We start from the raw sequence: 23,891 nt of genomic DNA on the forward strand, positions 1-23,891 counted from the left end.
GCAGGGTGCCGCCTTCGGGGCGCATCTGGAAGGACCAGCTGAAACTGTCTTCCCGCACCGGGCCGTAGCGCCCCAGCACCATCAGGCAATGTTGAAGGTCCGGCGCCGTGACGGCGGCATAGCCCAGCGGGCCGTGGGCTGACACCGGCGCTTGATCGCCCAGCTCCAGGCCCAGCCAGGGTTTGCCGGTGGCCTGCATGGCGGCTTGCACCAGCCGGATCACCGTGTCGCGCGGCAAGCGCTGTTCGGTGGTGAGCAACTGGTTCCAGTCGAGTGCAGCGGCGGCCAGCACACGGTCGCTGTCAATGGCGGATTGCTGCAGCAGCATGCGCAGCAGGCGCGCGTAAATCGGGTGCACCAATGCTTCGGCACCGGCCGCGGGGCGGGCCTGCGGGGCTGAGTGTTTTCCCTTGGTGGCGGGCAGAAGCGGCATGTTTGGCAGTTTAAGACGACCCTTTGGCAGCGCTATCGGTGGTAACCCATGCGTGGCGCTTTGACACTGCAGCCATGACTACTGCCAACCTCCCTATCCCCCCGTCATCCCCCGCACCCGTGCAGCCTTATGTGGACCGCAAGCGCTTTGCCTGGGTGTTGTCGTTGCTGGTGCCCCTGTCGATCGCGACCGGCCCTTTGCTGTGGTTCTGGTACCCGCACACGCTGATGCTGTGGCTGCCAGTGTTCTTTGTGTATGGCGTGGCACCCGCACTTGATTGGATGCTGGGCACCGACACCAGCAACCCGCCCGAATCGGCCGTTCCCGGGCTGGAGGCTGACCCTTACTACCGCCGCGTGACCTTTGCGCTGGTGCCTTTGCTGTGGGCGGCCTTTATTGGTGCGGCTTGGTTCAGTCAGGTGGCCGGCATTACCTGGGTGGGGCTGTTGGGGCTGGTGATTTCCACCGGCGGTGTGGGCGGCTTTTGTATCAATCTGGGCCATGAGATCGGCCACAAGCGCGCGCCGCTGGAGCGCTGGCTGGCCAAACTGATTTTGGCGCCTACGTTGTACGGCCACTTCACCATCGAGCACAACCGCGGCCACCACCGCGATGTGGCCACCCCGCAAGACCCGGCCTCTTCGCGCATGGGCGAATCGATCTGGCGTTTTGTGTGGCGCGAAATGCCCGGTGCCTGGCGCCGCGCATGGGCACTGGAGCGCGAGCGCTGCCGTGTGGACGGCCAAGCCTTCTGGTCATGGCACAACGAGATATTGCAACCCGCCGCTATTACCGTTGCGCTGTGGGCTGCACTCTGCGTGTGGCTGGGGCCGCAGGTGCTGGGCTTTTTGGTGGCGGCTTCGCTGTGGTCGAACTTTCAGCTCACATCGGCCAACTACATCGAGCACTACGGACTGCTCCGCCAGCAGGATGCCAATGGCAGGTTCGAGACCTGCAAGCCGCAACATTCCTGGAACAGCAACCACGTGTTCTCCAACTGGGCGACCTTCCACCTGCAGCGCCACTCGGACCACCACGCCCATCCCCTGCGGCGCTACCAGTCGCTGCGGCACTTTGACGAAGCACCGCAGCTACCCAGTGGCTACTTCGGCATGTTCCCCATCGCCTATGTGCCGCCCTTGTGGTTTGCGGTGATGGACAAGCGTTTGCTTGCGGCGGTGGGGCGTGACCCAGCGCGCATTAACTTTGCACCGGGGCAGCGGGAACGGTTGATGGCGAAATACGGTTTGGTGGAACGGTAAGCGGTGCCCTAGCCACGGGGCAGGAATGGCAAGACCTTGCGTTCAAGCAACTGCATCAATGCCGGGTCCATGAACTTGTAGTTGTCGGGAATGTCGAGGCAGATCACTCGCTTGCCCTTTAGGTGGGGTTTGAACTCTGCCGAGAGCTTGGCTTTGTGGCTGCGCTCCATGACAAAAATGAGTTCAGCCCAATCGACCAGTTCAGCGGTGAGCGGGTTCTCAGCCCCGCGATTCAAGCCTGCTGATGTGCATTCGATGCCCGGAAGCTCGGAAAAAATCTGCTCCGCCGTAGGGCTGCGCCAGCGGTTCATGCTGCAGATGAAGAGGACTTTTTGCAAAGGAGTGCTAAATCAAGTTCAGGGGCTATGTGTGATCTCATCGCGAAGCTTTGCGCGTCCAGCAGATTTCGGCCACATTAGGCGAAGAACTGCCCGTGTCATCTTGAAGGCATAGAAGGCAAACCCGCACCAGACGATGACAGCGATCCAGTAGTAAGCCGGTGACTCGGTACGGGAAATGAATCTGTTGGACTTTGATAGTGCGGGAACGTACTCTGTCCAAAGTCCCACACACACGGCAGTGGTACAAGCCAGTGCCAAGAGGCCGCTAAAGACTAGTGAAATGGTGATTCCATACCACTCAGAAGCGCAGCTTGGTGCACGATTAAGTTTGAGCAAAAACTGGACGACTGAAGTTGCCCCTCTGAGTAGGGCCCAGAGACCGTAGAACCACGTTACAAGAGCAGCAATTGATCCCACTCCGACAACAAGTTGTGACGGGTGGGCGTGGATAGCAGAGATATTGGTAGTCAGTAGCACACCAATAGAAAGAGAGGCGCTTCCGCGCACTAGACGCCATCGGTTTTTTTCGCCCTCTTCCCAAGGGTTAAGGAAACGGGGCGAAGCGTTGCCCCACTTGTAGCGATAGAAGCCCCAAATAACGGCTAGGGCGAGCGCGAGTGCGAGTGCGAAAAAAATCAGACCTTTGTTCAATGCAATACCTCACAAGTTGAATATTGAGCAAACGTGTCAAGTGTCTCGGGTCCGATGGGTGGAGTTGAACATATCAAAGGTTTAGTTGAAGGCTCTTGTTTGAGATGTCTTTTCCAGGTTCACACCACCCAGTTCTCCAACCTCAGCCCCTGCACCCGCTCAAATTCCCTGACGTTGTTGGTCACCAGCGTGCAATCGTCCGCGAGTGCATGGCAGGCAATCCACAGGTCGTTGGCGCCTATGGGAGTGCCTGCGGCGCGCAGTCGGGTGAACTGCGTGGCGTAGTGTTCGCACAAGCTGGCGCTGGTGCCATAGCGCACGGGGATGGAGCGGGTGAGGTCTGTCAGTCGTTTGAGCACTTCGGTTTTGCGGGTGCTGCGCTCCGCGCCCTTGAGCAGTTCTGCATAGGTCACAAAGGACATGCACAGCGCATCAAGGGGGTCGAGTGCGTTGATGCGCTGTGCAATCGCGGGGGGCTTGTTCTTGATCAGGTAGATCAGGATGTTGGTGTCCAGCATGTACCTCACAGCGGCTCCCGGTCTTGCAGCGGCAGCGGGGCTTCTTGGTCGGCTAGCAGCAGGTCGGCAAAGTCGTCGTCAAACGCCTCCAGCGCTTGCAGGAGTGCCGCACCCCGGTCAGCCGCAATCGGGTGCAGCACCAGGTCACCATCGGTGTTGCGGTAAATCTCGACGCGGCTGGTGTCCAGCCGGAACTCCTGCGGAATACGCACGGCTTGGCTGTTGCCGTTCATGAAGACGCGGCTGATGGAAGTCATGGAAGTCTCCTTGTACACACGGTGTTGTGTGTATTCTAGATTTTCAAGTGTGTTTTGCATAGTCGCTATCTCGCTAGTAAACTGTATTTTTATACAGTTTAAATGCAAAGCACTAAGCCCATCAAGCCCCAGCCGCCGGTAGCCACCACGCCACCGGCCTATGCCGAGCTTCATTGCCTCTCCAATTTCAGCTTCCAGCGCGGCGCCTCGCAGCCGGAGGAGCTGGTGGAGCGGGCGCACCGGCTCGGGTATGCGGCGCTGGCCATTACCGACGAGTGTTCGGTGGCCGGGGTGGTGCGGGCGCATGGCGAGGCGCAGCGCGTGGGGCTGCAACTGCTGCCGGGGGCGGAGTTTGCGGTGCCCTACCCGGCTGCGCCAGGTGGTGTGGCGGCGCAGGGCAGCTTTACGGTGGTGGTGTTGCCGCACAACCTGCAGGGCTGGGGCAACCTGTGTGAGTTCATCACCCGCGCACGCATGGCGGCGCCCAAGGGCGACTACCGGGTCGCCTGGTTGGGGCAGCCGGATGCCTCGCCCTGGCACACGCTGCGGCACTGCGAGGTGCTCCTGCACCTGCCGATTGCTATCAAAACAGAAGCTGCTTGCGCAATAGCTACGAGGGCTAGAGGCCTATTTGGCATCAATTCCTGGCTGGCGGTCACGGCGGGGCTGGGCGGCATGCAGGCGCTGGAGCGGGCGCACTGGCAACAAATTGCGGCGGTGAGCGGGCTGGCCTCTATCGCCACCGGCCAGGTGCGCATGCACACCCGCTCGCGCAAGCCGCTGCACGATGTGCTGACCGCCGTGCGCTGCGGCCAGCCGGTGGCGCAGTGCGGCTTTGCGCTGCAGGCCAATGCCGAGCACCACCTGCGCAGCCGCGCCCGGCTGGCCGCGCTGTTCACCCCCGACGAGCTGGCCCACACGCTGGTGGTGGCGGGGCGTTGCAGCTTCACGCTGGATGCGCTGCGCTACCAGTACCCCATGGAGGCCGTGCTGCCCGGCCACACCCCGGCGCAGACCCTGCGCCAGTACACCGAGGAGGGCGCGCTGGTGCGCTACCCGCCTGCCACCCATCCGCAGGGCATGCCCGCGAACGTGCGTGCGCAGGTGGAGCATGAGCTGGCGCTCATCACCGAGCTGCACTACGAGATGTATTTTTTGACCGTGCACGACCTGGTGCGCTTTGCGCGGGGGCGCGGCATTTTGTGCCAGGGGCGGGGCTCGGCGGCCAACTCTGCGGTCTGCTACTGCCTGGGCGTGACCGAGGTCGACCCGGCCCGCATGAATGTGCTGTTTGAGCGTTTCATCAGCCGCGAGCGGGATGAGCCGCCCGATATTGATGTGGACTTTGAGCACCAGCGGCGCGAAGAGGTTATCCAGTACATCTACGCCAAATACGGCCGCGAGCGCGCCGCCATTACCGGCGTGGTGGCCAGCTACCGCCCGCGCAGCGCCCTGCGCGATGTGGGCCGGGCGCTGGAGATCCCTGAGGTGCTGATCACCGCCATGGCCAAGGAACACCCGGGCATGTACAGCCGTGCAGTGCTCGTGGAGCGGCTGCAAAATGCTATTGAAAAAGTAGCTGCCAGCGCATATTCTGCGGGCGCTAGGGGGAATTTTGATGCGCAACCTCCGGCAGGCGATGTGGGGGGCGGGAGCCAGAGCGGCAGGGCGCCCAGCTCCGTGTCCCCCGCCCGCGTTGCGGTCTCCTCCTTGACCTACGCTGAACGCCCTGCCACTCTGGCTCCCTCGGGTGGCGTTGCTGCTTACGGTGGCTCTTCGGGGGCAGGCTCACCAGCATCGGCTGCTCGCGGCCTGTTGGTGGACGGTTCACCTCTGCCGCCCTTGCGCATCCTGCAACTCTGGCTGGACCTCGCCACGCAGTTGCAAGGCTTTCCCCGCCACCTGAGCCAACACGTGGGCGGCTTTGTGCTCACGCAAGGCCCTCTGACCCGGCTGGTGCCGGTGGAAAACGCGTCCATGTCGGACCGCTCGGTCATCCAGTGGGACAAAGACGACCTGGACGCAGTGGGCCTCTTGAAGGTGGATGTGCTGGCCCTAGGCATGCTCAGCGCCATACGCCGCTGCCTGCACCTCATCGGCCAGTGGCGCGGCGCGCCCATGCGGCTGCAAGACGTGCCTGCTGAAGACCCTGCCACCTACGCCATGATCTGCCAGGCCGACACGGTGGGTGTGTTCCAGATCGAGAGCCGGGCGCAAATGAGCATGTTGCCGCGCTTGAAGCCGCAGTGTTTTTATGACCTCGTGGTGGAGGTGGCCATCGTGCGGCCGGGGCCGATTCAGGGGGGCATGGTCCACCCCTACCTCAAGGCGCGGGCCAACCCGCAGGCGGTTGTTTACGCGTCCCCTGGATTGAAAGAGGCCTTGAAGCGCACCCTGGGTGTGCCGATTTTTCAGGAGCAGGTCATGCAGATCGCCATGGCCGCTGCCAACTTCACCGCTGGCGAGGCCGACCAACTGCGCCGCGCCATGGCAGCCTGGAAGCGCAAGGGCGGTGTGGGCAAGTTTTATGACCGCCTGGTGGGCGGCATGCTCCAAAACGGCTACACGCAGGAGTTTGCCGACACGCTGTTCAAGCAGATTGAGGGCTTTGGCGAGTACGGCTTTCCCGAGAGCCATGCGGCCAGTTTTGCGCTGCTGGTGTACGTGAGCTGCTGGCTCAAGCGGCATGAGCCGGCTTGTTTTCTGGCGGCCATGCTTAACAGCCAGCCGCTGGGTTTTTACGGTCCGGCGCAACTGGTGCAAGACGCGCAGCGCCATGGCATCGAGGTGCGCGCGGTGGATGTGCAGCACAGCGCGTGGGACTGCACCCTGGAGCAGCCGCAAGCGCAGCACCCCGCAGCCCGCCTCCCCAACCCCGACCCGAACGGATGGATGCTGCAGCCCCAACCCGCCATCCGCTTGGGGCTGCGCATGGTGAGCGGCTTGCAGCAGGTGGTGGCAGAGCGCATTGGCGCCGTGCGTGAAAAAGGCCCGTTCACAAGCACCCAGGACTTGGCCCTGCGCTGTGGGCTGGATGCGGGCGACCTCAAGGCGCTGGCCAGTGCCGATGCCCTCATCAGTCTCAGCGGTCACCGCCGCCAGCAGGTGTGGGACGCCTCGGCCCTGCGCCCCGCGCCCGCGCTGCTGCAAGGCGTGCCGATTGAAGAAGATGTGCTGGAGCTGCCCCCGGCCGACGAGGGTGAGGAAGTTACCTTCGACTACGCCGCCACTGGCCTCACTTTGCGCTCCCACCCCTTGCAGTTATTGCGCGAGCAGCTATCAAAACAGAAGCTGCTCACTGCAGCCCAGATGCGCGATTACCCCAGCGGCCGCTTGGTGCGCGCCTGCGGCATCGTCACCGCGCGCCAGCAACCGGGCACCGCCAAAGGCGTGGTGTTTGTGACGCTGGAGGACGAAACCGGCAGTGTGAACGTCATCGTTTGGAAGGCCGTGAAGGAGCAGTTCCGCGACGTGGTCTACCGCGCGCGCTTAATGGCCGTCTACGGCGTGTGGCAGCGCGACGAGGCCACCGGCGGCCAAGTCCGCCATGTGATTGCCAAGCGGGTGGTGGACATGACGCACCTGCTGGGCGAGCTGGCCACGACCAGCCGGGATTTCCATTAATCTGCGTTTGCATCCAAACCTTCAATGGGAGCGTATTGAGCGTATGCGTATTCGATTCACATTCTTCACCGTGGCCGCTTTGCTGGCCACCACGACCTTGCCGAGCCTGGCGTTTTCGCCGGTAGACGTCCTGAATTTCTTGACGCCATCGGACACCTACACCCTGCAGAAAGATGTGGCCTACGGGCCCCGACCGCGGCAGCAACTGGACACCTACACGCCCACGAGCGAGCCGCCAGCGCAAGGGTGGCCGGTGGTGGTGTTTTTTTACGGAGGCTCGTGGAATCGGGGGGAGCGGGCGCAGTACCGTTTTTTGGGCGAGGCCTTGGCCTCGCAGGGGGTGCTCACGGTCGTGGCGGACTACCGGCTGTACCCGGAGGTCCGGTACCCCGACTTTTTAGATGACAGCGCTGCTGCGCTGGCCTTTTCCATGCAGCATGCAGCGGACTGGGGCGGCAATCCGGCCAAGGTGTTCGTCATGGGCCACAGCGCAGGCGCCTACAACGCGGCCATGCTGGCGCTGGATGCCCGTTGGTTGGCCAAGCACAGCCAAAGCCCCTCGCAGCTGGCGGGCTGGATAGGGTTGGCCGGGCCCTACGATTTTTTCCCCATCACCCACGCGGATGCCAAGCCCGTGTTCTATCACCCCGAGTACCCGCAGGACTCTTTGCCGATCGACCACATCAGTCCCACAGCCCCACGGGCCTTGCTCATGGCGGCGACCACGGACGACCTGGTCAACCCCCGGCAAAACACGCTTGGCATGGCCCGCCGCTTGGAAGAGGCCCGCATTCCCGTGACCCTCAAAATGCACGAGCGCGTGAGCCACACCACGCTGATTGCCGCCATGTCACGGCCGCTGCGCTGGATGGCGCCGGTGTTGAGCGACGTGGTCAAGTTCATTACGCTCTGAGCGGCGCAGCCGTCAGGGGGGGGTGTTGTAACAGGGGCTAGACTCTGCGGCCGCACTTTACAAATCTGCAGCCCCATGCCTCTGGACAAAAAAAGCCTCGTTACTTGGTTCACCCGGGGCACCTACCCGCGCTTGTACCTGCCGCTCGCACTGCTGATTGTGTTGGTGGTGGCTGTGCGCTACTACTTTCTGGTCAGTGTGGAGGTGGGCGAGGCGCGCCAGCGCGCCACGACCGAGGTGCAACGCATGGGGCATTTTCTGGTGCCGGCACTCCGCACTATGGGCGCAGAGCCTTTACCTATTCAGCAGCTTCTGGAAAACGAACTTCGCTATGCACCGACCTTTGAGCGCCTGGAATGGCTGGAGGGCCAGCGTACGCTCGCTTCGGCACACAGGGTTGCTCGCATGCCGGCAGCGCCGCAGTGGTTTGTCCAGTGGCTTGCGTTGGAACCCGTCGACCAGCGTCTGGAGGTGACATTGCCTCAAGGGCAGCAGGCAGTGTTCCGGGCGGTGGTGGATTCCGGAAGTACCGTGGACGAGGTTTGGAATATCGTGCGCGCCCAGCTGGTGCTGACCGGCATCAATGTACTGATCATTTTTGTGGCCTTGACTTTGTTGCTGCGAGCGAATGCGCGCCTCTTAGGCCGCTTGTCCAGTGCGACCCGTAGTTTTCAGAGTGGCCAGTTAGCGACCCGTATGACGGTGTCCGGCACCCTGGAGACCCAAGCGGTGGCCACGACGTTCAACGCCATGGCGGCGCAGATCGAGCAGCTGGTGACCTCGCTGCAACAGTCTGAGGCCGAGCAGGCAGATCAATTGCACTTCACCCGGCAGTTGATCGACTCCTTGCCGCTGCCGGTTTTTGTGCGCAGTGCGCGCGATATTTGTCTGGTTGTGAATCCGGCGTGGGAGCAGATGTTCGGTATCAGGGCCTCGCTAGCGGTGGGTACTCTGATGCCTAGTTTTTTCGATGCGCTGGAAGAAGACATCATCGACATCACAGACCCCGACGACAACGGCCACTTGAGCACCACCTCGCAAGAGGTGTACAGCATCCAGACGCCTTCAGGCGTGCGCTATGTGCTGTATTTCAAGGCCCCTTTCACTAACCGTCATGGCGTTAACCTGGGCACCATCGCCACCTTGGTCGATGTCACGGAAAGAGAACGCTCCAGCCACACGCTCATGTAGAGCAGGCCTTAGAACTTGCGCCGGTAGCCGATGGTCAAAAAGTCTTCTCCATTGGCACCGTAATTGTTGAGCAGGTCATAGATGGCGCAGCGGTGATGCAGGCGCACAAATACTTCGTGCTCTTTCGATTGCGGCCGGGAAAACGCGGCTTCAACGAACAGGTAATTCAAAGTCCGGCTACCGCGCCCGTCGGGTCCGGCTTCCATCGGGCCCACCTGGCTGGTGTAAGACACGCCCAAAGGTGCCAGCCGGATGTCGGTGCGCAAGGTGTCCCGCCAAGGCATGCCGCTCCAGCGCAAGGTTGGCGCGACGGCAATTTCAGTGAGATTGGCCAGGCCGCTTTGTTGGCCGATCATGCCGTCCAGCTCAATGGCAATCGGCCACTCGGCGTGCTTCCAGATGGTTTTGCTCCCTGTCACGGCCAGCATGTAGTGCTCCGCATAGTTGGCCCGCCCTGCCAGGGCGCCCGCAGGCTCGGCATCGTGGTACTTGCCCACATAGGTGCCCAGGCTCCAGTCAAACTCGTCGGCCAGGGCGGTGGAGCCGGCGCCCAAGCTCCAAGCGAGCCCGAGGGCGAGGCAGAGTTTTGCAATCGCTGGGGCGCGCAACAGCGGGAATGATCGGCCGGGAGTTGGCATAAAGGTCGTCATGCCGTGAATGGTAGCGATGGCCCCCAACCATGCGAATGCGGTGCCCCAAAGCCCCCGGGACTGCTAAGCCCAGTGGCGAGCTGTGGCGGAGAGTCAAATTCTCTGCACCGGCGCTGCAATGGCAGGAGTGGCGGTGTAGGATGAAACGCTGCGTTGCCGAACTGGAGAGCCTGTCCATGACTGAAACCACCCACTTGGAAGCCAAAGTCTTATTGCTGGAGCACGATGCTCAGCAGTGCAAGGTGTTGACCGATTTTTGCGATTCGGTGGGCTTGCTGCCATTGCTGCGCACGTCACACGATGCGCTGAGCTGCTTAGAGAGCAATAAAGACCTCGCCGGGGTGCTGCTCGCAGAAGACTTGCCTTGCGGCACCCGCAACGCCTTGTTTCTGGCCGAGTCTATTCACCGCTTACGCCCCGAGCTGCCCATTTTCTTGCGCCGCACTACCAGTGGAGATTTGGATGCGCTGTACCGCGAATTCATCCGCTACCCGTGGAGCACCGGTGATGTGGACCAGCTGCGCGCGGGGGTGGACCGCTCTATTTTCAGTTTGCGCTACCCCACCGCATTGGTGGAAGGGATTGTGGAGTTGACGGTGGCCTCCATGCGCTCCATGTTCCCTAATGCTGCGGTCAATGCCGAGCCGCCCTACGTGGTGCACGACCGCATCATCCACGGAGAGGTGTCCACCATCATCCCGCTGGAGAGCACGTGGTGCCGTGGTTACATGATGCTGCAGACCGAAGAGAGTGCCTTGCGGCAGGGCATGCTCAAGGGGTTCAGCTACGAAGGAGTCGGCGGGGAGCTCAATTTCCGTGACCTCAACAACATGTTGGGCGAAACCACCAACCTGATCTGGGGTGCTTTTAAAAACCGCTACATCGCGCCGCAAACCACCTCTACCCAGCTTGCGCAGGTGCCTATCGTTATCAACCACGCGCACAAGTACATATCTTTTGGCTCGCCGGACCCGCAGCTGTGTGTGCGCTATTCTTTGTCGGAGGCCGGCCGGCGCGGCGGGCAGCCGCTGGTGATCGTGCAGCGGTTTATATTCAACCTCCATTGGTCACCCGAGCAATTTGCGGAATATGCAGCCTCCAGCTCCAGCGAGGCGGGTGAACTGGATCTGTTTTAGGCAACACAAGCGTCAACTTCGGTGCGTAATGGAAGAGGGTAGAGATGGCGAATGTTCTGGTGGTGGACGATTCCAGCACGATGCGGGAAATCGTTTCCGGCTACTTAAACAAACATGGGTTCGACGTTGCTTTGGCGACCGATGGGCGTGACGGCTTGGCACAACTCAAAGCGGACCCCGGCATCAAGCTGGTGGTGAGCGATGTGAATATGCCCAATATGGATGGCCTGGCCATGGCCGAGAAAATCCGGACTGACCTGGGCAATAAGACCGTGCACATCATCATGCTGACGACCGAAGACAACGCCGTGATGCGCGAGCGCGGTCGCGCCATCGGCGTGACCGGCTGGATCGTCAAGCCCTTCCGCGGCGACGCGGTGCTCGGGCCTTTCAAGAAGTTTTGCGGGCTGGTGTAGAGCGGAGCCTAAGCTTGCATTTGCCGACGGTAGCGTCGGCGAGCAACCCACACCGCAGCGGCCAGTGCCGCAGTGGCTGGCAGTGTCCACCATGCGCCGCGCAGGGCCTCCAGCATCAAGAAGCGGACCTGGTGCCCACCGTCTGTGAAGGAGGTGATGAGCCCCAAGCCACTGGAATCAAATGAAGGTGTGCCTTTGGCAAGCTCGGTGTAGAGGGGCGCCATGTGGGAAGAAATCAGCAAAAAGCTCACCACGACCGGTACGCCCGCCAGCACCGCGCGCACCACGTTGCCGCGAAACACCAGCACGGACATCGACATGACCGAGATCAGGTTGGACAAATCCCCCAGCGGCAACACCTGATTACCCGGCAGTACCAACGCCAAGACGATTGCCAGAGCCATCAAAAGCAACCCGGTGATCACCACAGATTTGTGATGCATTAAAAAGCCTGTGTCCATCGCAACGACCAATCGCCCGCGTGAAGGGAATCGCTTTTCCACTTGCTCACGCAGTGCGGTGGTGATGGGAATCATGGCCTCACCGATCAGCCCTGCACTCTTGGGCAGGATGAACATGACCGCCGCGATGTGGACTGCGAGTTCGAGGGTATTTTTAACGTCATAGCCCGCAGCCAGCGCCAACGCTAAGCCCATGAGGAGGCCGATCACCATGGGCTCGCCCGCAAATGCCAGAAGCACACTACCCTCGCCATCGCGCGCGGCTTCGTGTTCTTTTTGGGGGTTGTAGTTCCAGCGGTTCAGGCCCGGTAGCTTGTCGAATAGTGCATCGACACACGCAAAATAGGGCAGCAGTCCATTGACGGAAACGGGCGAGACCGCAATGCCTCTGAGCCCGGTTTCGCGTTCCACTTCCGGGGCATTCCACTCCGTCATTTTGAAGCAGTAGACCGCCAACACCAGCGTAGCGGCAAGGCCCACCCACCATTGGTTGCTGACGGTCATTGCCAGCGCCCCCATCAAGGCGAAATGCCAGTAGTTCCAGATATCGATGTAAATCGCCCGTGTCCAACCTAGCGCGAGCATGGCAATGTTGAGTGCGAGCACAAGGGGAATGGATATCGCAGCAAGGGGCGACGCCCAAGTGATGGCCGCCAGTGGTAACCAGCCGACATCCAGCACTTGGAAGTTCAGCCCTCGTGCTTGGGACAGTTGCTGCACGGCCGGGCTGATGTTGGCGACAAAAAAATTAAAGGCAATGAATACCCCCGCAAATCCGGCGGCTAGTGTCACGGTACTGAGTACCGCTTGCCGGCCTGGCACCCGCGCGGCCAGTGCAATGACCAGCATCAGGATGGGCAACATCACATACGCTTTAAAACTGAAAAAGGCTGCAACAGAGCTTTGCAAAGTAGTCATGAGCCCAAGGGTAAACGCCGCGGAGTGCCTTTGTGCTGCAGTCGAACAAAATGTTGGGCTTGGCGCATCACTCTGGTGGCTCAATCGAGTGCCGCGATAGACTCCCGCTCCCGCTCCCGCTCCCGATTCCGGTTTTGTTTCATGTCCAGTTCCTCTCCTGTATCCCCCGCCTACGACTGGCGCACCATCACCGCGCTCAACACCGTGTCCACCCTGGCCCAGATCGGGCAGTTCGGCATCGTGTATGTCATGGTGCCGGTGTGGCTGGCGCTGCAGGGCCTGAGTGCGGCGCAGCTGGGTTTTTTTGCGGCGTCGTTGTGGATGGGGCAAATGCCGGGCTTGGGCCTGGCGCCCTGGCTGTGCCGCCACTGGGGCGCGCGCACCGTGGTGGTGGCGGGGCTGGCCTGCTCGGTGGTGGCGCTGCTGGGCATTGCGTGGGTGCCGGTGGCGCCCATGCCTTGGTTCGCCTATCTGGCGTGCGGCCTGTTGGCCGGCTTGGGCATGGGCCTGCGCTTGGTGGGGCTGGAGCCTTGGCTTTACAACATTGCCCCCGCCCACGCCCGCGGGCGCCTGGTGGGTTTTCATGAAACGCTGATCGCTGCCGCCCCCGTGGTCGCTCCCGCCATTGCCGCTTGGGTGGGCGTGCAGGGCCACACCATTTTGTGGGTGGGCGTGGGGTTTACGGTGTCGGCGCTGGTGCCGCTGGCATTGGCCCGCACACCGCATGCGGAAGAGGCGCACCACTCCAGCAGCTGGCCCCAGTCAGCCCGCGCGGCGTGGCCGCACCGCATCTTCCGGCAGGGGCTGCTGATCGCGCTGTGCGGCGGCATGCTGGAGTCGGCGCTGGCCGGTTTGTTTGCCGTGTTTGCGGGCGACCGTGGCTTTGAGGCCGAAGGCATCGCCCACTTGCTCACCGCCTTCGGGCTGGGCGGCTTGCTGCTGCAATACCCCGTGGGTTGGATGGCCGACCACTGGGGCCTGCGCGCCGCCGGCGCTTTGGCTGCGCTGGGCACCGCCTTGGCCGCTGCGCTGTTGGCCCTTGCACCGCATGTCCCAGGTCTGCCCGGTGTGCCGGTGGCGTTTGCCACCATGTTTGTGCTGGGTGGACTGATCACCGCCTTCCTTACCTTGTCGCTCATTGCCGCCACCAAGACCCCCACACCCGACATGGCCTGGAACGTCAGCAGCCTCTCCATGGCCTATTCGCTCAGCGCCGTCGTCGGCCCCGTAGCTGCCGGCGGCGCCATGACCGCGACCAGCAGCGTAGCGCTGATGTGGTTTGCGGCGGCAGTGGGTGTGGTGATAGTGGGGTTGCTATTGAAAAGATAGCTGGTTGCGCAGGTTTGGTGAGGGCTAGAGCCCTATTTGATGCATATGTTGCTGCGTGGCTCAGGTGTCTTCATGCGCTTCCACCGATCTGGCACGGGAAGCACTTCCTCGTTCTGGCCCACCACGCATTGGGCCAAGGCGTCTGGGTCCGGCTCTCTTACACTAGCGTTCACAACCCTTGTGCGCGCCTCCGCTGCGGCCGGTGCTGGCAAGGAACACGACCGAATCTTGCTTCTGCTGTGCCACCTACCCACTTTATTCCGTCTCTGTTGCTGGGCTCTCTTGTGCTTGCCACGGCAACGGCACCACGAGCTCAGCAGGCGCCCAATGCGGCTACACAGCTGCAACAAATCCCCGTGTCGCCAAGTCAGCCGGCCAAGCTGCCGGAATGGGGGGCAGACCCACAGCAAGTAGCGCCGTTAGTCGATGCGAGTGGCCCCAAGCTACGGGTCGAAACGCTCACCTTCACGGGGAATGCCGCCTTCACCACGCCTGAGCTCGTTCAGGCCAGTGGCTTTGTTGCCGGTCGTGCCTACACGCTGGGTGAATTGCGCCAGCTCGCGGCCAAGGTCAGCAGCTACTACCGCGACCGGGGTTACTTCTTGGCGCAAGCCGTGGTGCCAGCCCAAGAAATCACCAACGGTGCGGTGCAGCTCAAGGTGTTGGAGGGGCGTCTGGGGCAGGTGGAGTTAAACAATTCTTCTGAGCTGTCGGATCGCGTGGCGTCCGGCCTGCTGGCCGGACTGCAGGACGCGAGCCCGGTCACGCAGGCAGAACTGGAGCGGCGGATTCTGTTGCTCAGCGATCTTCCCGGTGTGCTGGCGCGCTCAACCCTGCGCCCAGGTTCGACACCGGGCACTGCCGATGTGGTGGTGCAACTGGGGGCGGGTCCCAAAACGGGCGGCAGTCTGGAGCTGGACAACCAAGGCAACCATTACACGGGTGCCTACCGCATGGGTGCAAGCCTGTTTGTCAACGAACTCTTGGGCTGGGGCGATGTGGCTTCGGCCCGGCTGTTGACCTCGGGCGAGGGGCTGTCGTACGGCCGGGTTGCCTATCAAACACTCTTGGGGCCCCTCACCATGGGCGTGGCCACCAGCAGTCTTTACTACCAGCTGGGCGGTGCGTTTGCCCGCCTTGAATCCAGCGGTACGGCGCAAACCGGCTCAGCCTTTGCGAGCTACCCCTTGCTGCGTTCACGGCAGCAGAACCTGAGCGCCCAATGGTCGCTGGATCACAAGGATTTCAGCGACCGCACCGGTGCGGGTTCGCCCAGCCAAGCGAACAAGACGAACCACACCCACACCCTGGGTTTGAAAGGCAACTACCAAGATGCGCAAGGCCAGCGTGCATGGCAGTACAACGCGGCTTGGGCACTCGGCCATGTGGCGCTGCACGACGCCACCACCCGCAACAACGACGCCATGACTGCGCAAAGCAACGGGGCCTATGAAAAGCTGGTCTACGGAGTGGCATTGCAACAAGAGCTTGCCCAGAAGCGCAGCCTGTATCTGAGCCTCAATGGGCAATGGGCGTCTAAGAACCTAGACGCCTCCGAGAAATTCAGCTTGGGGGGCACGGGGGGTGTTCGTGCGTACCCTGCAGGTGAAGCGAGCGGAGACGAGGGCTATGTTCTGACCCTAGAAGGACGGATTCCTTGGCCTGCCTTGTCGCAAGTCCTTGGGGGGTCGGCCCAGGCCATCGCTTTTCTGGACACCGGTACAGAAATAGCGAACAAGTCGCCGTGGGATGCTGGCACCAGCGCGAAGCGCCGCACGCTGAGTGGCGTGGGCGTGGGCCTGAATTTCACCAGTCCCAACAAATGGACCGCCACCGCTTATGGAGCGTTCAAGGTAGGGGATGAAACTGCTACTTCTGCACCCGATGCCGCCTGGAGATTTTGGTTCCAGGCCGCCAAGTTTTTCTGACCGTCGCGCCGCATCATGTCTCGTCTAACCACTTCGATATTCAAACGCCGCATGACCGCATTGGCGGTGCTGGCCAGCTTGGGAGGCACCGCACAGGCCTTGCCGGTGGACGGTGTCGTCACCAACGGCGCTGCCGCTATCACCAGCGGTGGCACTGGCGTATTGGTCGTGACCCAAACCAGCAATGCTGCCACCATCCATTGGCAAAGTTTCAGCATTGGGGCCAGCGAGTCGGTGCGGTTTGTGCAGCCCAGCAGCAGTGCGGTGGCCCTGAATCGGGTGCTGGGGTCGGACCCGTCCCAGATCCTGGGCAAGCTGTCTGCCAATGGGCAGGTTTTTCTGGTCAACCCGAATGGCATCTTGTTCGGGCAAGGGGCTTCGGTGAACGTGGGCGGCTTGGTCGCCTCGACGCTGGACATGACCGACACCGATTTCCTGGCAGGCCGCTACAACTTGCGGGGCAGCTCAACGGCCAGCATTCGCAATCTGGGCACTATTCAGGCCCAAGAGGGTGGCTACGTGGCCCTGGTAGGCCACACCGTGGAAAACAACGGCAACATCACGGTGCCCATGGGTAGCGTGGCCTTGGCCGCGGGCAGCGCCGTCACCCTGGACTTTGCCGGAGACGGCTTGCTGAAGGTCGCCGTGAGTGAGTCCGCCCTGAACGCGCTGGTGCGCAACGGTGGCGTCATTCAGGCCGATGGCGGTGCGGTCTGGATGTCCGCATCCGCCCGGGATGCGTTGCTGTCCACCGTTGTTGACAACACGGGCATCGTGCAGGCCAATTCGGTGGGCTACCGAAACGGGCGCATTTACCTCGATGACGGGGAGTCTGGCGTGGTCAGTGTGAGCGGCACCCTGCAGGCCGCCGGAACTGGCCCTGGCACCACGGGTGGCAGCATTGCGGTGAGTGGAGAAAAGGTGGCTGTTCATGATGGGGCGCAACTGGATGCCACGGGCCATGCTGGCGGCGGGAGTATTGCCGTGGGTGGGGGCTGGCAAGGCAAAGACCCCAACATTCGCCAAGCCAACGCCGTCTACATTGCGCGGGGCGCCACGCTCGATGCGTCTGCCACGAGCACAGGCGACGGTGGAACGATTGTGGCGTGGTCGGATGTGTCCAAGCCAGGGGCGAGCACCCGGGTGTACGGAACTTTGCGCGCTCGGGGTGGCGCCTTGTCGGGCAATGGCGGGCGCATTGAAACGTCGGGCCACTGGCTGGACGTGCAAGGCATGCGCCTGGATGCCGCCGCACCACACGGAAATGGCGGGATCTGGCTGCTGGACCCGGAAGACTTGGTCATCGGCACCGTAGCGACTGATGCAAGCTTCACCCCCTTTCCATTTCCAACCTTCACATCGGGTCCAGGGACTCCGAACGTACTGAATACCGATATTGAGGCTCAGTTGAACGCTGGTGTGAGTGTGATTCTGCAAACCGCCCCCACCGGAACCGGTGCCGGCAATATTGCGGTTAATGCAAGTGTGTCCAAAACCGGTGGCGTTAATGCGGCGCTCACGCTCCAGGCGGTAGGCGGCATCACACTGGCCAACGGTGTCAGCATCAGTTCCAACGCCGGCACCTTGGACGTGAATTTGCTGGCGGGCGGGGGCATCGGCCTGGGCTCCGGCAGCAGCATCAACAGCAACGGTGGCGAGATTGTTTTGGCAGGAGCCAGTTTTTCTAACAGCGCAGGCGCAGGGGTCCTCAATACGGGCGGCGGACGGTGGCTGGTCTACAGCAGCAGCCCCTTGAATGACACGGTAGGCGGGCTCAACAGTGGCAATACCGCAATTTATAGCCAAGACCCCGGCAGCCTGCCGCCGCCTTCGGTCGCGCCGGGAAATCGATTCATCTATAGCTCAGCTGACCCTGCCGCCGCAGTCACACAAGCGCTGGGGCCCATCCAAACAAGCCTGGGCGCCACGCCGCCTACCCAAGGCGCACCTGCGGCACCGCCATGGCTGTTGGCATTCGATCCGCCAGACTGGCTCTCTGCGAACGTAGAAGAGGGTGGCTTGGCGATATTGCAAACCGGCGGTGCAGCGGTGCTTGCGCGCACCACCGGCTTTGCACCTGCAGGTGCTTCTGGTACTGCGGGTAGCAACACGGTGGCAGGGCAAGTGGCTGGGGCTGGTGGTGCCGTTGCACCTGTCGCTAACCCTGCGGCAGCACCTGCCAGCCGTTTGCGCAGCAGCGGCTTTGCAGGTGGAGCCAAACCCGTCACACCGTCATCCCCCGCGGTCGCCCCTCGTGCTTCGCTGGAAGCGTTTTTGAGAGGTGCCGCGCAGTCCCTGCAGGTGGGAGTCAGCAGCAGTGGTGCGGTGCTTTTGGCCGCGCTCAATGGCCCCGGAAAGCCTTTGGGCATGACCGTAGCGGTAGCACCTGGTGAGGGGTTTCAGCTCGGCCTGCCGCCCAAGCTGCTGCAGGCCTTGCAGACGAACGGCCGCGCCACGACCCTGCAGGCCCAAGTAGGCGGTGGCCCGCTCCCTGCCTGGCTCAGTTTTGATAGCACCACGGGCGGTCTCCGCTCCAGTGCGGTGCCTGCCAGTGGCGTGCCGCTCACGGTGCGCTTGGTGAGCCCGAACGGCAAATTTGCGGAGCTTGTTATCCAATGAGCGCGCGTCTACCTATGGCACGTTTGTTGTCGCTCATGCTTTGCTTGTCTTTTGCAGGCATGGCGTTTGCCCAGGTTCAGCCCTCGGGCGCAGCCTGGGGTTACAAGGTCAAGCCGGGAGACCGTCTGATTGACATCGCCAAGACCTACCAAAAGAGTCCTGATGAATGGAAGCAATTGCAACAGCGCAATGGTGTTGCCGATCCGAAACTGCTGACTCCTGGCAAGCAACTGAACATTCCCGTGGGCGAGTTGAAGCAAGGCAATCCGGTGGCGGAGGCCGTGTTAGTGCATGGTGATGTGCAACGGTTGGACAAAGCAGGGCAGCCCGCAGGCAAGTTGACTTCCGGCGACATTCTCAAGATGGGGGAGCGCTTACAAACCGGCGCCCGTAGCACCCTGACGATTCGATTTGCCGACGACTCTCGCATGCTGGTGACCGAAAAAAGCACCATTGACCTGACTAGCCTTGTTAACTACGGCAAAACCGGCATGGCCGCCACCAAGGTGCAGGTGCTCGAAGGTGGCACCGACTCTCAGGTATCCCCGCAGAAGGGGCCTGCTGCGCGCTATGAAATCGGCACCCCGGCCATCAACCTCGCGGTGCGCGGAACCGGCTTCCGCATCCAGGTAGATGGCAGCAGTGGCGTGACACGCACCGAAGTTGGCGAAGGCTTGGTGGCTGGCACGGCAGACGGGCAGCAAGCCTTGATTGGCCGAGGCTTCGGGCTGATTGCCGAACCCGGCAAGCCGCTGGGCCAACCCCAAGCCTTGTTGCCGGCCCCACAGCTTGACGCTACGGACGAGGTCATCGGCAAACTGCCGGTCCGGTTCGCCTGGCAGGCGTTGGCGGGCGTGCAGCAATACCGGCTTCAGTTGCTGGCGCGGGTGCAGGGCGCGGAGGCCATCATTGAAGATGAGCTGCTGCAAACCACCCGTGTGCAATGGGATGACCTGCCCGATGGTGACTACGTGTTGCGCATCCGGGGTGTGAACGCCTCCGGGCTAGAAGGTTTGAATGCGGTCCGGGCCTTCTCGCTTCGCACCAAGCCTGCGCCTCCGAAGCTGACGGTTCCGACCGACGACCAGCGCAGTGCTGGACCTAAGGTTTCTTTCCGCTGGGACGCGGCTCCCGAGGCCCACACTTACCGGTTTCAAATTGCCGAAGATGAGAAATTCACGCAGGTCGTGGCCTTGGTGCCGAACATTGCTGGCGATGCAGGTGCTGTGCTGCTTGCGCTCCCACCCGGCCCCTATTTCTGGCGCGTAGCCAGCGTAACCCGGGCCGGCGTCGTGGGGCCTTATAGCGATGCGTTCCACCTGGTGTTGCAAGGCGGAGGTCCGAAAGACTGAGCCCATGCGCAAGCTGTTGACACCCCTGCTGCGACTGCTGCTCCCTGTGGGGGTGCTCTGTGCTTTGCTGATCGTGCAGTTCGAGGATCCGCTGTTTCGCATGCGGGTGCGCGATCTGGCGTTCGACCAGCTGCAAAAGTTGCATCCGGCCCCGTATGTGGATGACATTCCGGTGCGTGTGGTCGCTATTGACGACCCCAGCCTGGCGGCGGTAGGCCAGTGGCCATGGCCGCGCACGGTCATGGCGCAAATCGTAGACCAGCTAACAGCCATGGGCGCCCGGGTGGTGGTCATGGACCTCATACTGGCCGAGTCGGACCGCACGTCTCCTGAGCACGTCAAACAGTTCTGGCCCGACAACCCGCAGCTGGACGCCTTGTTAGCCAAGTTTCCGTCCCATGACCAGATACTGGCTGACAGCATGGCGCGCAGCCGCGTGGTCACAGGGGTCCTTGCGCAAACTCATGGCGCGCCCGGTCAACTGCCGGCCAGGCCCGCACAAATTGTCAGCCAGGGTGGCGATGCCCGGGATTGGCTTAAAGATTGGGCCGGTGGCACAGGTTTTCTGCCACCGCTGTCGGCCGCCGCAGCCGGCGCAGGCGTGGTGACGGTGGTGCCTGACCACGACGGGATACTGCGCTCCATACCGCTGGTCAACCTTTTGGGCGGGCGTGTGTACCCCGGCCTTGGACTCGACGCGCTGCGGGTCTACATGGGTGAGGCGCAACTGGCCGTGCAGGTCAGACCTGAAGCGCAAGCCGGGCTCCTCCAGCAAGCGGGCATTTCCGGCATCGGCTTGGGACCTCGGGCATTTCTGCCGACGGGGCCCGATAGCCGGGTGTGGCTCCATGCCCGCCCGCAGAATACCGACCGCTATGTATCTGCCATTGACGTGTTGGCGGGGCAGGTTGAGCCCAGTCGCATCAAGGACCATATCGTCATCATCGGCGCCACGTCGGCAGGGCTCGGCGACATAGTCCGCACACCCTTGGGGGAAGCGGTGCCGGGGCTGGAAGGTCATTTGCAGCTCATGGAGCAGCTGCTGACCAGCGAGTACTTGCTCAGGCCCATGTGGGAGAACACTTTTGTTGCCGTTTTGTGGGTTTTCTCAGCGCTTGTTTTAGCGTGGCTACTGGCGAAGTTTCGGCCGGCATGGTCCGTGGTCTTTGTGGGCGCGGGTATGGCGGGATTGCTGGTGCTGTCGAACCACCTTTTCCAATCAGAGCAATTGCTGCTCGACCCTGTTTTTCCCGCAGCGGGCCTACTGGGCCTATTTTTGTCGCTGGCGGTGCCGAGTTACCTGCGCACCGAGTACGAGCAACGCTGGATCAAAAATGCGTTCTCGCGCTATGTGTCCCCCAACCGGGTCAAGTACTTGCAGGAGCACCCGGAGACGCTGGCCTTGGGGGGCGAATACCGCGAGTGTTCCTTTGTCATGACCGATCTGGCCGGATTCACCGCGATGATGGAAAAGTACGAGCCCGCCATGTTGTCGGCGCTGCTCAATGAATACCTGGACGGGATGATTGCGATTGCCTTCGCCCACGAAGGAACTCTGGACCGCATTGTGGGCGACGCCGTGGCGGTGATGTTCTCGGCCCCGGTTGCGCAGCCCGACCATGCCACAAGGGCGGTGGCATGCGCCTTGGCGATGGACCAGTTCGCCAACCGTTTCAGCCAGCAGCAACATGCCCAGGGCATTCCCTTCGGTAAAACCCGCATCGGGGTCAACACGGGAGACGTCTTGGTCGGCAACTTCGGCGGGCAGGTCATGCTCGACTACCGCGCGCTGGGCGATGCCATCAACACGGCGGCAAGACTGGAAACCCTCAACAACCACCTAGGCACACGCATCAGCGTGAGTGCGTCCACCGTGGAGCAGTGCCCCGACTTTGTCGGCCGCCCCGCCGGGCGATGGGTTCTCAAGGGCAAGCACATCCCGACCTCTGTGTTCGAACCCCTCACGGTGGACGAGTGCCGCAGCGAACGGGTCACGGCATATCTTGCGGCCTATGCGCTCATGGAGGCAGAGTTGCCCGACGCCTTGGCAGCCTTTCAGGACCTGCACGCGCGCTACCCCGACGATGCGCTGGTCGGCTACCATCTGCGCAGGCTGGAGGCGGGTGAAAACGGCAGCCTGATAGTGATGGGCCGCAAGTAGAAACTTTTTTGTGGGAATTGGACGTTCATGAATGCCGCTGTAATCGATTTGTTGGACTTGCTTGCCAAGCACCATGATGTTTCCACCATGGCGAGCAAGGCCATGCCCTTGATGGTGAATTACTTGGGTGCAGACAACGGCTCACTGCTGCTACTGTCACAGGAGCGCTTGGTACACAAAGTGCTCGCCACCAAGGAAACCTTTACCCAAGTCTCTGACCACAAGCTGCGCACCGTAATCTCTGAAGGGCTTGCCGGCTGGGTGCTTCAACACCGCCAGGGCGGCTTGGCGTCGCATACCAGCCTGGATGCCCGCTGGGCCTCCATGGGCGACACCTCAATCGGGTCCGCTCTGGTAGTGCCTTTAATGAGCCGCGGCACGGTGGTCGGGTTGCTGTCTTTCCATCACGCACAACCCGGTTTCTTGCGGGAGCGACACCTTGCACAGGCTGCCGAGTTGGCCCAGTTGCTGGCCCCGTTGTTCGATGTTGCGCTCATGGCGGAAGCATCGCTCGCAACCCTGTCGCAAATTTGCCAAAGCGCCGGCCAACCTTCCACTTTGCTGGACTGGCAGGGCAACGTCAAAGTCGTGAACCAAACCATGGATAAGCTGGACATCATCTGGAGCCCGGGGCTGTTCTCGCAAAGCCTGTTGCAGCGTGAGCTAGCGGTCGATACGGTCGTGCAATGCGACTGGGAAGGCATGCGCAGCTTGAAGACCCTGCCTTTTGACGCGCAGACATTCCAGTTCCCCGGTGTCGGTGTCTGGGTTCAGCTGGCCAACCGTTGATGGCAAGCGGCGTCTCCACCCCTCTCTCATTGAAAGCCTGGCATGAACTCCAACACTGAATCGACCTCTACCACATCTACCCGGCCTATCACCGAAGTCCCGGAATTCGCACTCAAAGCCGCAGAGCTCCTGCGCAAGACGAGTCCCAATTTCTCGCTGACCGCACAGGAAGCCAACTGCATCGTCTCCCTCATGCGGGTCGTGCAGATCCCCGCTGGCACAACCTTGTTCAGTGCTGGCGATACGGGCAACACCGGCTATATGCTGTTGTTGCTGGAGGGCGATGTGTCTGTAGACACAGGCAACGTTGGTGGTGCTACCAAAGTGGACATATCGGTGATCGGACCGGGCGCACTGATTGGGGAGTTGGCCTTGATTGACGGTGCCCCACGCTCCGCCACATGCACGTCGGTTTCCCCTGTGGTCGCTGCGGGACTCTCCGCCGGTGGCTTGCAGCGCCTGATTGAGCAGTTCCCCCAAGTGGCGATCAAGCTGGTGATCTACATCGCCCATAGCGCTTCCGACCGGCTGCGCTCGCTCAATGACCAGCTGCAAATGTATGACCAGATCACTGAAAGCCAGCGCCAGGAAATTGCCCAGTTACGACTGGCCGTGAAGCGCTGAGACTCTGCGGTTTTTGCGCAATTTGGAACCTGCGCAGCCTCTTCAGGGCTTATTCACGCAGCGCAGTCGTCGGCCCTGTTGTAGCCGGTGGCGCTTCGACCGCCGCCAGCCGCGGGGCGCGGACGTGCATCGTGGCTGCGGTCATGCTAGTTTTGCTATTGAAAAGATAGCTGGTGGTGCAGCTTCTAGCGGGGGCGGACTCAAATCAAAGTGCAACACAAGGGTAGTTTATTGGATGACATCAGGGGAGTGCTCAAGCTTGGCCAGCCACTGGCCATACACCTCCAATGGAGTCAACCAGCCCAGCGTCTTGCGCGG

At 61.9% G+C, this 23,891-nt stretch carries 19 protein-coding genes; 13 read left to right on the plus strand and 6 right to left on the minus strand.

The window, feature by feature from the left end:
- Positions 1–433, minus strand: a 433-nt coding sequence (locus QZW03_RS16505) for an AraC family transcriptional regulator ligand-binding domain-containing protein (RefSeq protein ID WP_296511149.1), incomplete at its 3' end; no start/stop codon positions are given.
- 74 nt (positions 434–507) lie between these two features.
- Between QZW03_RS16505 and QZW03_RS16510 the strand changes: the two genes are divergently transcribed.
- The gene (locus QZW03_RS16510; RefSeq protein ID WP_296511150.1) at positions 508–1,695 is read left to right on the plus strand and encodes an alkane 1-monooxygenase; all 1,188 of its coding nucleotides are present in this window, start codon (positions 508–510) and stop codon (positions 1,693–1,695) included.
- Positions 1,696–1,703: 8 nt separating this feature from the next.
- On the opposite strand, the gene QZW03_RS16515 is transcribed toward QZW03_RS16510, so the two are convergent.
- The 3 genes from QZW03_RS16515 to QZW03_RS16525 all read right to left on the minus strand — a co-directional run bounded on the left by QZW03_RS16515 (position 1,704) and on the right by QZW03_RS16525 (position 3,462).
- Entirely contained in the window at positions 1,704–2,033 is a 330-nt protein-coding gene (locus tag QZW03_RS16515) for a low molecular weight protein tyrosine phosphatase family protein (protein WP_296511151.1), read from the minus strand.
- A 773-nt stretch (positions 2,034–2,806) separates the two neighbouring features.
- The gene (locus QZW03_RS16520) at positions 2,807–3,205 is read right to left on the minus strand and encodes a type II toxin-antitoxin system VapC family toxin (protein ID WP_296511168.1); all 399 of its coding nucleotides are present in this window, start codon (positions 3,203–3,205) and stop codon (positions 2,807–2,809) included.
- Positions 3,206–3,210: 5 nt separating this feature from the next.
- A complete protein-coding gene (locus QZW03_RS16525) occupies positions 3,211–3,462 on the minus strand; it encodes an AbrB/MazE/SpoVT family DNA-binding domain-containing protein (protein ID WP_296511152.1) in 252 nt (83 codons plus the stop codon).
- 102 nt (positions 3,463–3,564) lie between these two features.
- Here QZW03_RS16525 and QZW03_RS16530 point away from each other — a divergent pair, with 102 nt between their 5' ends.
- From QZW03_RS16530 to QZW03_RS16540, 3 genes are all read left to right on the plus strand, one after another.
- A complete protein-coding gene (locus QZW03_RS16530; RefSeq protein WP_296511153.1) occupies positions 3,565–7,086 on the plus strand; it encodes a PHP domain-containing protein in 3,522 nt (1,173 codons plus the stop codon).
- 43 nt (positions 7,087–7,129) lie between these two features.
- Entirely contained in the window at positions 7,130–7,999 is an 870-nt protein-coding gene (locus QZW03_RS16535; protein WP_296511154.1) for an alpha/beta hydrolase, read from the plus strand.
- Between the two features lie 75 nt (positions 8,000–8,074).
- Positions 8,075–9,190, plus strand: coding sequence for a HAMP domain-containing protein (locus QZW03_RS16540; RefSeq protein WP_296511155.1), 1,116 nt, complete (start codon positions 8,075–8,077; stop codon positions 9,188–9,190).
- Positions 9,191–9,198: 8 nt separating this feature from the next.
- Here QZW03_RS16540 and QZW03_RS16545 read toward each other — a convergent pair whose 3' ends face one another.
- Entirely contained in the window at positions 9,199–9,840 is a 642-nt protein-coding gene (locus QZW03_RS16545) for a hypothetical protein (RefSeq protein WP_296511156.1), read from the minus strand.
- Positions 9,841–9,980: 140 nt separating this feature from the next.
- Between QZW03_RS16545 and QZW03_RS16550 the strand changes: the two genes are divergently transcribed.
- Together QZW03_RS16550 and QZW03_RS16555 are read left to right on the plus strand one after the other, a co-directional pair.
- Positions 9,981–10,976, plus strand: a complete 996-nt coding sequence (locus tag QZW03_RS16550) for a chemotaxis protein CheX (RefSeq protein WP_296511158.1) — start codon at positions 9,981–9,983, stop codon at positions 10,974–10,976.
- Between the two features lie 44 nt (positions 10,977–11,020).
- Positions 11,021–11,392 carry a response regulator gene (locus QZW03_RS16555; RefSeq protein WP_296511159.1) on the plus strand — a complete coding sequence of 124 codons (372 nt, stop codon included), beginning with the start codon at positions 11,021–11,023 and terminating at the stop codon, positions 11,390–11,392.
- Between the two features lie 8 nt (positions 11,393–11,400).
- Here the strand turns inward: QZW03_RS16555 and QZW03_RS16560 are convergent, their stop codons facing one another.
- Positions 11,401–12,771, minus strand: coding sequence for a PTS transporter subunit IIC (locus tag QZW03_RS16560; RefSeq protein ID WP_296511160.1), 1,371 nt, complete (start codon positions 12,769–12,771; stop codon positions 11,401–11,403).
- Positions 12,772–12,912: 141 nt separating this feature from the next.
- Between QZW03_RS16560 and QZW03_RS16565 the strand changes: the two genes are divergently transcribed.
- From QZW03_RS16565 to QZW03_RS16595, 7 genes are all read left to right on the plus strand, one after another.
- A complete protein-coding gene (locus QZW03_RS16565; protein WP_296511161.1) occupies positions 12,913–14,100 on the plus strand; it encodes an MFS transporter in 1,188 nt (395 codons plus the stop codon).
- Between the two features lie 239 nt (positions 14,101–14,339).
- Positions 14,340–16,028, plus strand: coding sequence for a ShlB/FhaC/HecB family hemolysin secretion/activation protein (locus QZW03_RS16570; RefSeq protein WP_296511162.1), 1,689 nt, complete (start codon positions 14,340–14,342; stop codon positions 16,026–16,028).
- A 15-nt stretch (positions 16,029–16,043) separates the two neighbouring features.
- Positions 16,044–18,647, plus strand: a complete 2,604-nt coding sequence (locus tag QZW03_RS16575; RefSeq protein ID WP_296511163.1) for a filamentous hemagglutinin N-terminal domain-containing protein — start codon at positions 16,044–16,046, stop codon at positions 18,645–18,647.
- Between the two features lie 14 nt (positions 18,648–18,661).
- Positions 18,662–19,999, plus strand: coding sequence for a FecR domain-containing protein (locus QZW03_RS16580; protein WP_296511164.1), 1,338 nt, complete (start codon positions 18,662–18,664; stop codon positions 19,997–19,999).
- A 4-nt stretch (positions 20,000–20,003) separates the two neighbouring features.
- Positions 20,004–22,160 (plus strand): adenylate/guanylate cyclase domain-containing protein, encoded by a 2,157-nt coding sequence (locus QZW03_RS16585; RefSeq protein ID WP_296511165.1) that lies wholly within the window; start codon positions 20,004–20,006, stop codon positions 22,158–22,160.
- Positions 22,161–22,187: 27 nt separating this feature from the next.
- Positions 22,188–22,949, plus strand: coding sequence for a GAF domain-containing protein (locus tag QZW03_RS16590; protein ID WP_296511166.1), 762 nt, complete (start codon positions 22,188–22,190; stop codon positions 22,947–22,949).
- Between the two features lie 42 nt (positions 22,950–22,991).
- Entirely contained in the window at positions 22,992–23,573 is a 582-nt protein-coding gene (locus QZW03_RS16595; RefSeq protein WP_296511167.1) for a cyclic nucleotide-binding domain-containing protein, read from the plus strand.
- The last annotated feature ends 318 nt before the right edge of the window (positions 23,574–23,891 follow it).

Origin of the sequence: Rhodoferax sp. (genome assembly GCF_013297935.1) — a bacterium.
Taxonomy (GTDB): domain Bacteria; phylum Pseudomonadota; class Gammaproteobacteria; order Burkholderiales; family Burkholderiaceae_C; genus Allorhodoferax.

What these genes read in the sequence shown, in the direction of transcription:
- QZW03_RS16540 (WP_296511155.1), top strand. Translation starts at nt 8,075, where the DNA reads ATGCCTCTGGACAAAAAAAGCCTCGTTACTTGGTTCACCCGGGGCACC.
- QZW03_RS16525 (WP_296511152.1), bottom strand. Translation starts at nt 3,462, where the DNA reads ATGACTTCCATCAGCCGCGTCTTCATGAACGGCAACAGCCAAGCCGTG.
- QZW03_RS16545 (WP_296511156.1), bottom strand. Translation starts at nt 9,840, where the DNA reads ATGACGACCTTTATGCCAACTCCCGGCCGATCATTCCCGCTGTTGCGC.
- QZW03_RS16555 (WP_296511159.1), top strand. Translation starts at nt 11,021, where the DNA reads ATGGCGAATGTTCTGGTGGTGGACGATTCCAGCACGATGCGGGAAATC.
- QZW03_RS16585 (WP_296511165.1), top strand. Translation starts at nt 20,004, where the DNA reads ATGCGCAAGCTGTTGACACCCCTGCTGCGACTGCTGCTCCCTGTGGGG.
- QZW03_RS16510 (WP_296511150.1), top strand. Translation starts at nt 508, where the DNA reads ATGACTACTGCCAACCTCCCTATCCCCCCGTCATCCCCCGCACCCGTG.
- QZW03_RS16580 (WP_296511164.1), top strand. Translation starts at nt 18,662, where the DNA reads ATGGCACGTTTGTTGTCGCTCATGCTTTGCTTGTCTTTTGCAGGCATG.
- QZW03_RS16520 (WP_296511168.1), bottom strand. Translation starts at nt 3,205, where the DNA reads ATGCTGGACACCAACATCCTGATCTACCTGATCAAGAACAAGCCCCCC.
- QZW03_RS16575 (WP_296511163.1), top strand. Translation starts at nt 16,044, where the DNA reads ATGTCTCGTCTAACCACTTCGATATTCAAACGCCGCATGACCGCATTG.
- QZW03_RS16560 (WP_296511160.1), bottom strand. Translation starts at nt 12,771, where the DNA reads ATGACTACTTTGCAAAGCTCTGTTGCAGCCTTTTTCAGTTTTAAAGCG.
- QZW03_RS16550 (WP_296511158.1), top strand. Translation starts at nt 9,981, where the DNA reads ATGAAACGCTGCGTTGCCGAACTGGAGAGCCTGTCCATGACTGAAACC.
- QZW03_RS16530 (WP_296511153.1), top strand. Translation starts at nt 3,565, where the DNA reads ATGCAAAGCACTAAGCCCATCAAGCCCCAGCCGCCGGTAGCCACCACG.
- QZW03_RS16590 (WP_296511166.1), top strand. Translation starts at nt 22,188, where the DNA reads ATGAATGCCGCTGTAATCGATTTGTTGGACTTGCTTGCCAAGCACCAT.
- QZW03_RS16565 (WP_296511161.1), top strand. Translation starts at nt 12,913, where the DNA reads ATGTCCAGTTCCTCTCCTGTATCCCCCGCCTACGACTGGCGCACCATC.
- QZW03_RS16535 (WP_296511154.1), top strand. Translation starts at nt 7,130, where the DNA reads ATGCGTATTCGATTCACATTCTTCACCGTGGCCGCTTTGCTGGCCACC.
- QZW03_RS16595 (WP_296511167.1), top strand. Translation starts at nt 22,992, where the DNA reads ATGAACTCCAACACTGAATCGACCTCTACCACATCTACCCGGCCTATC.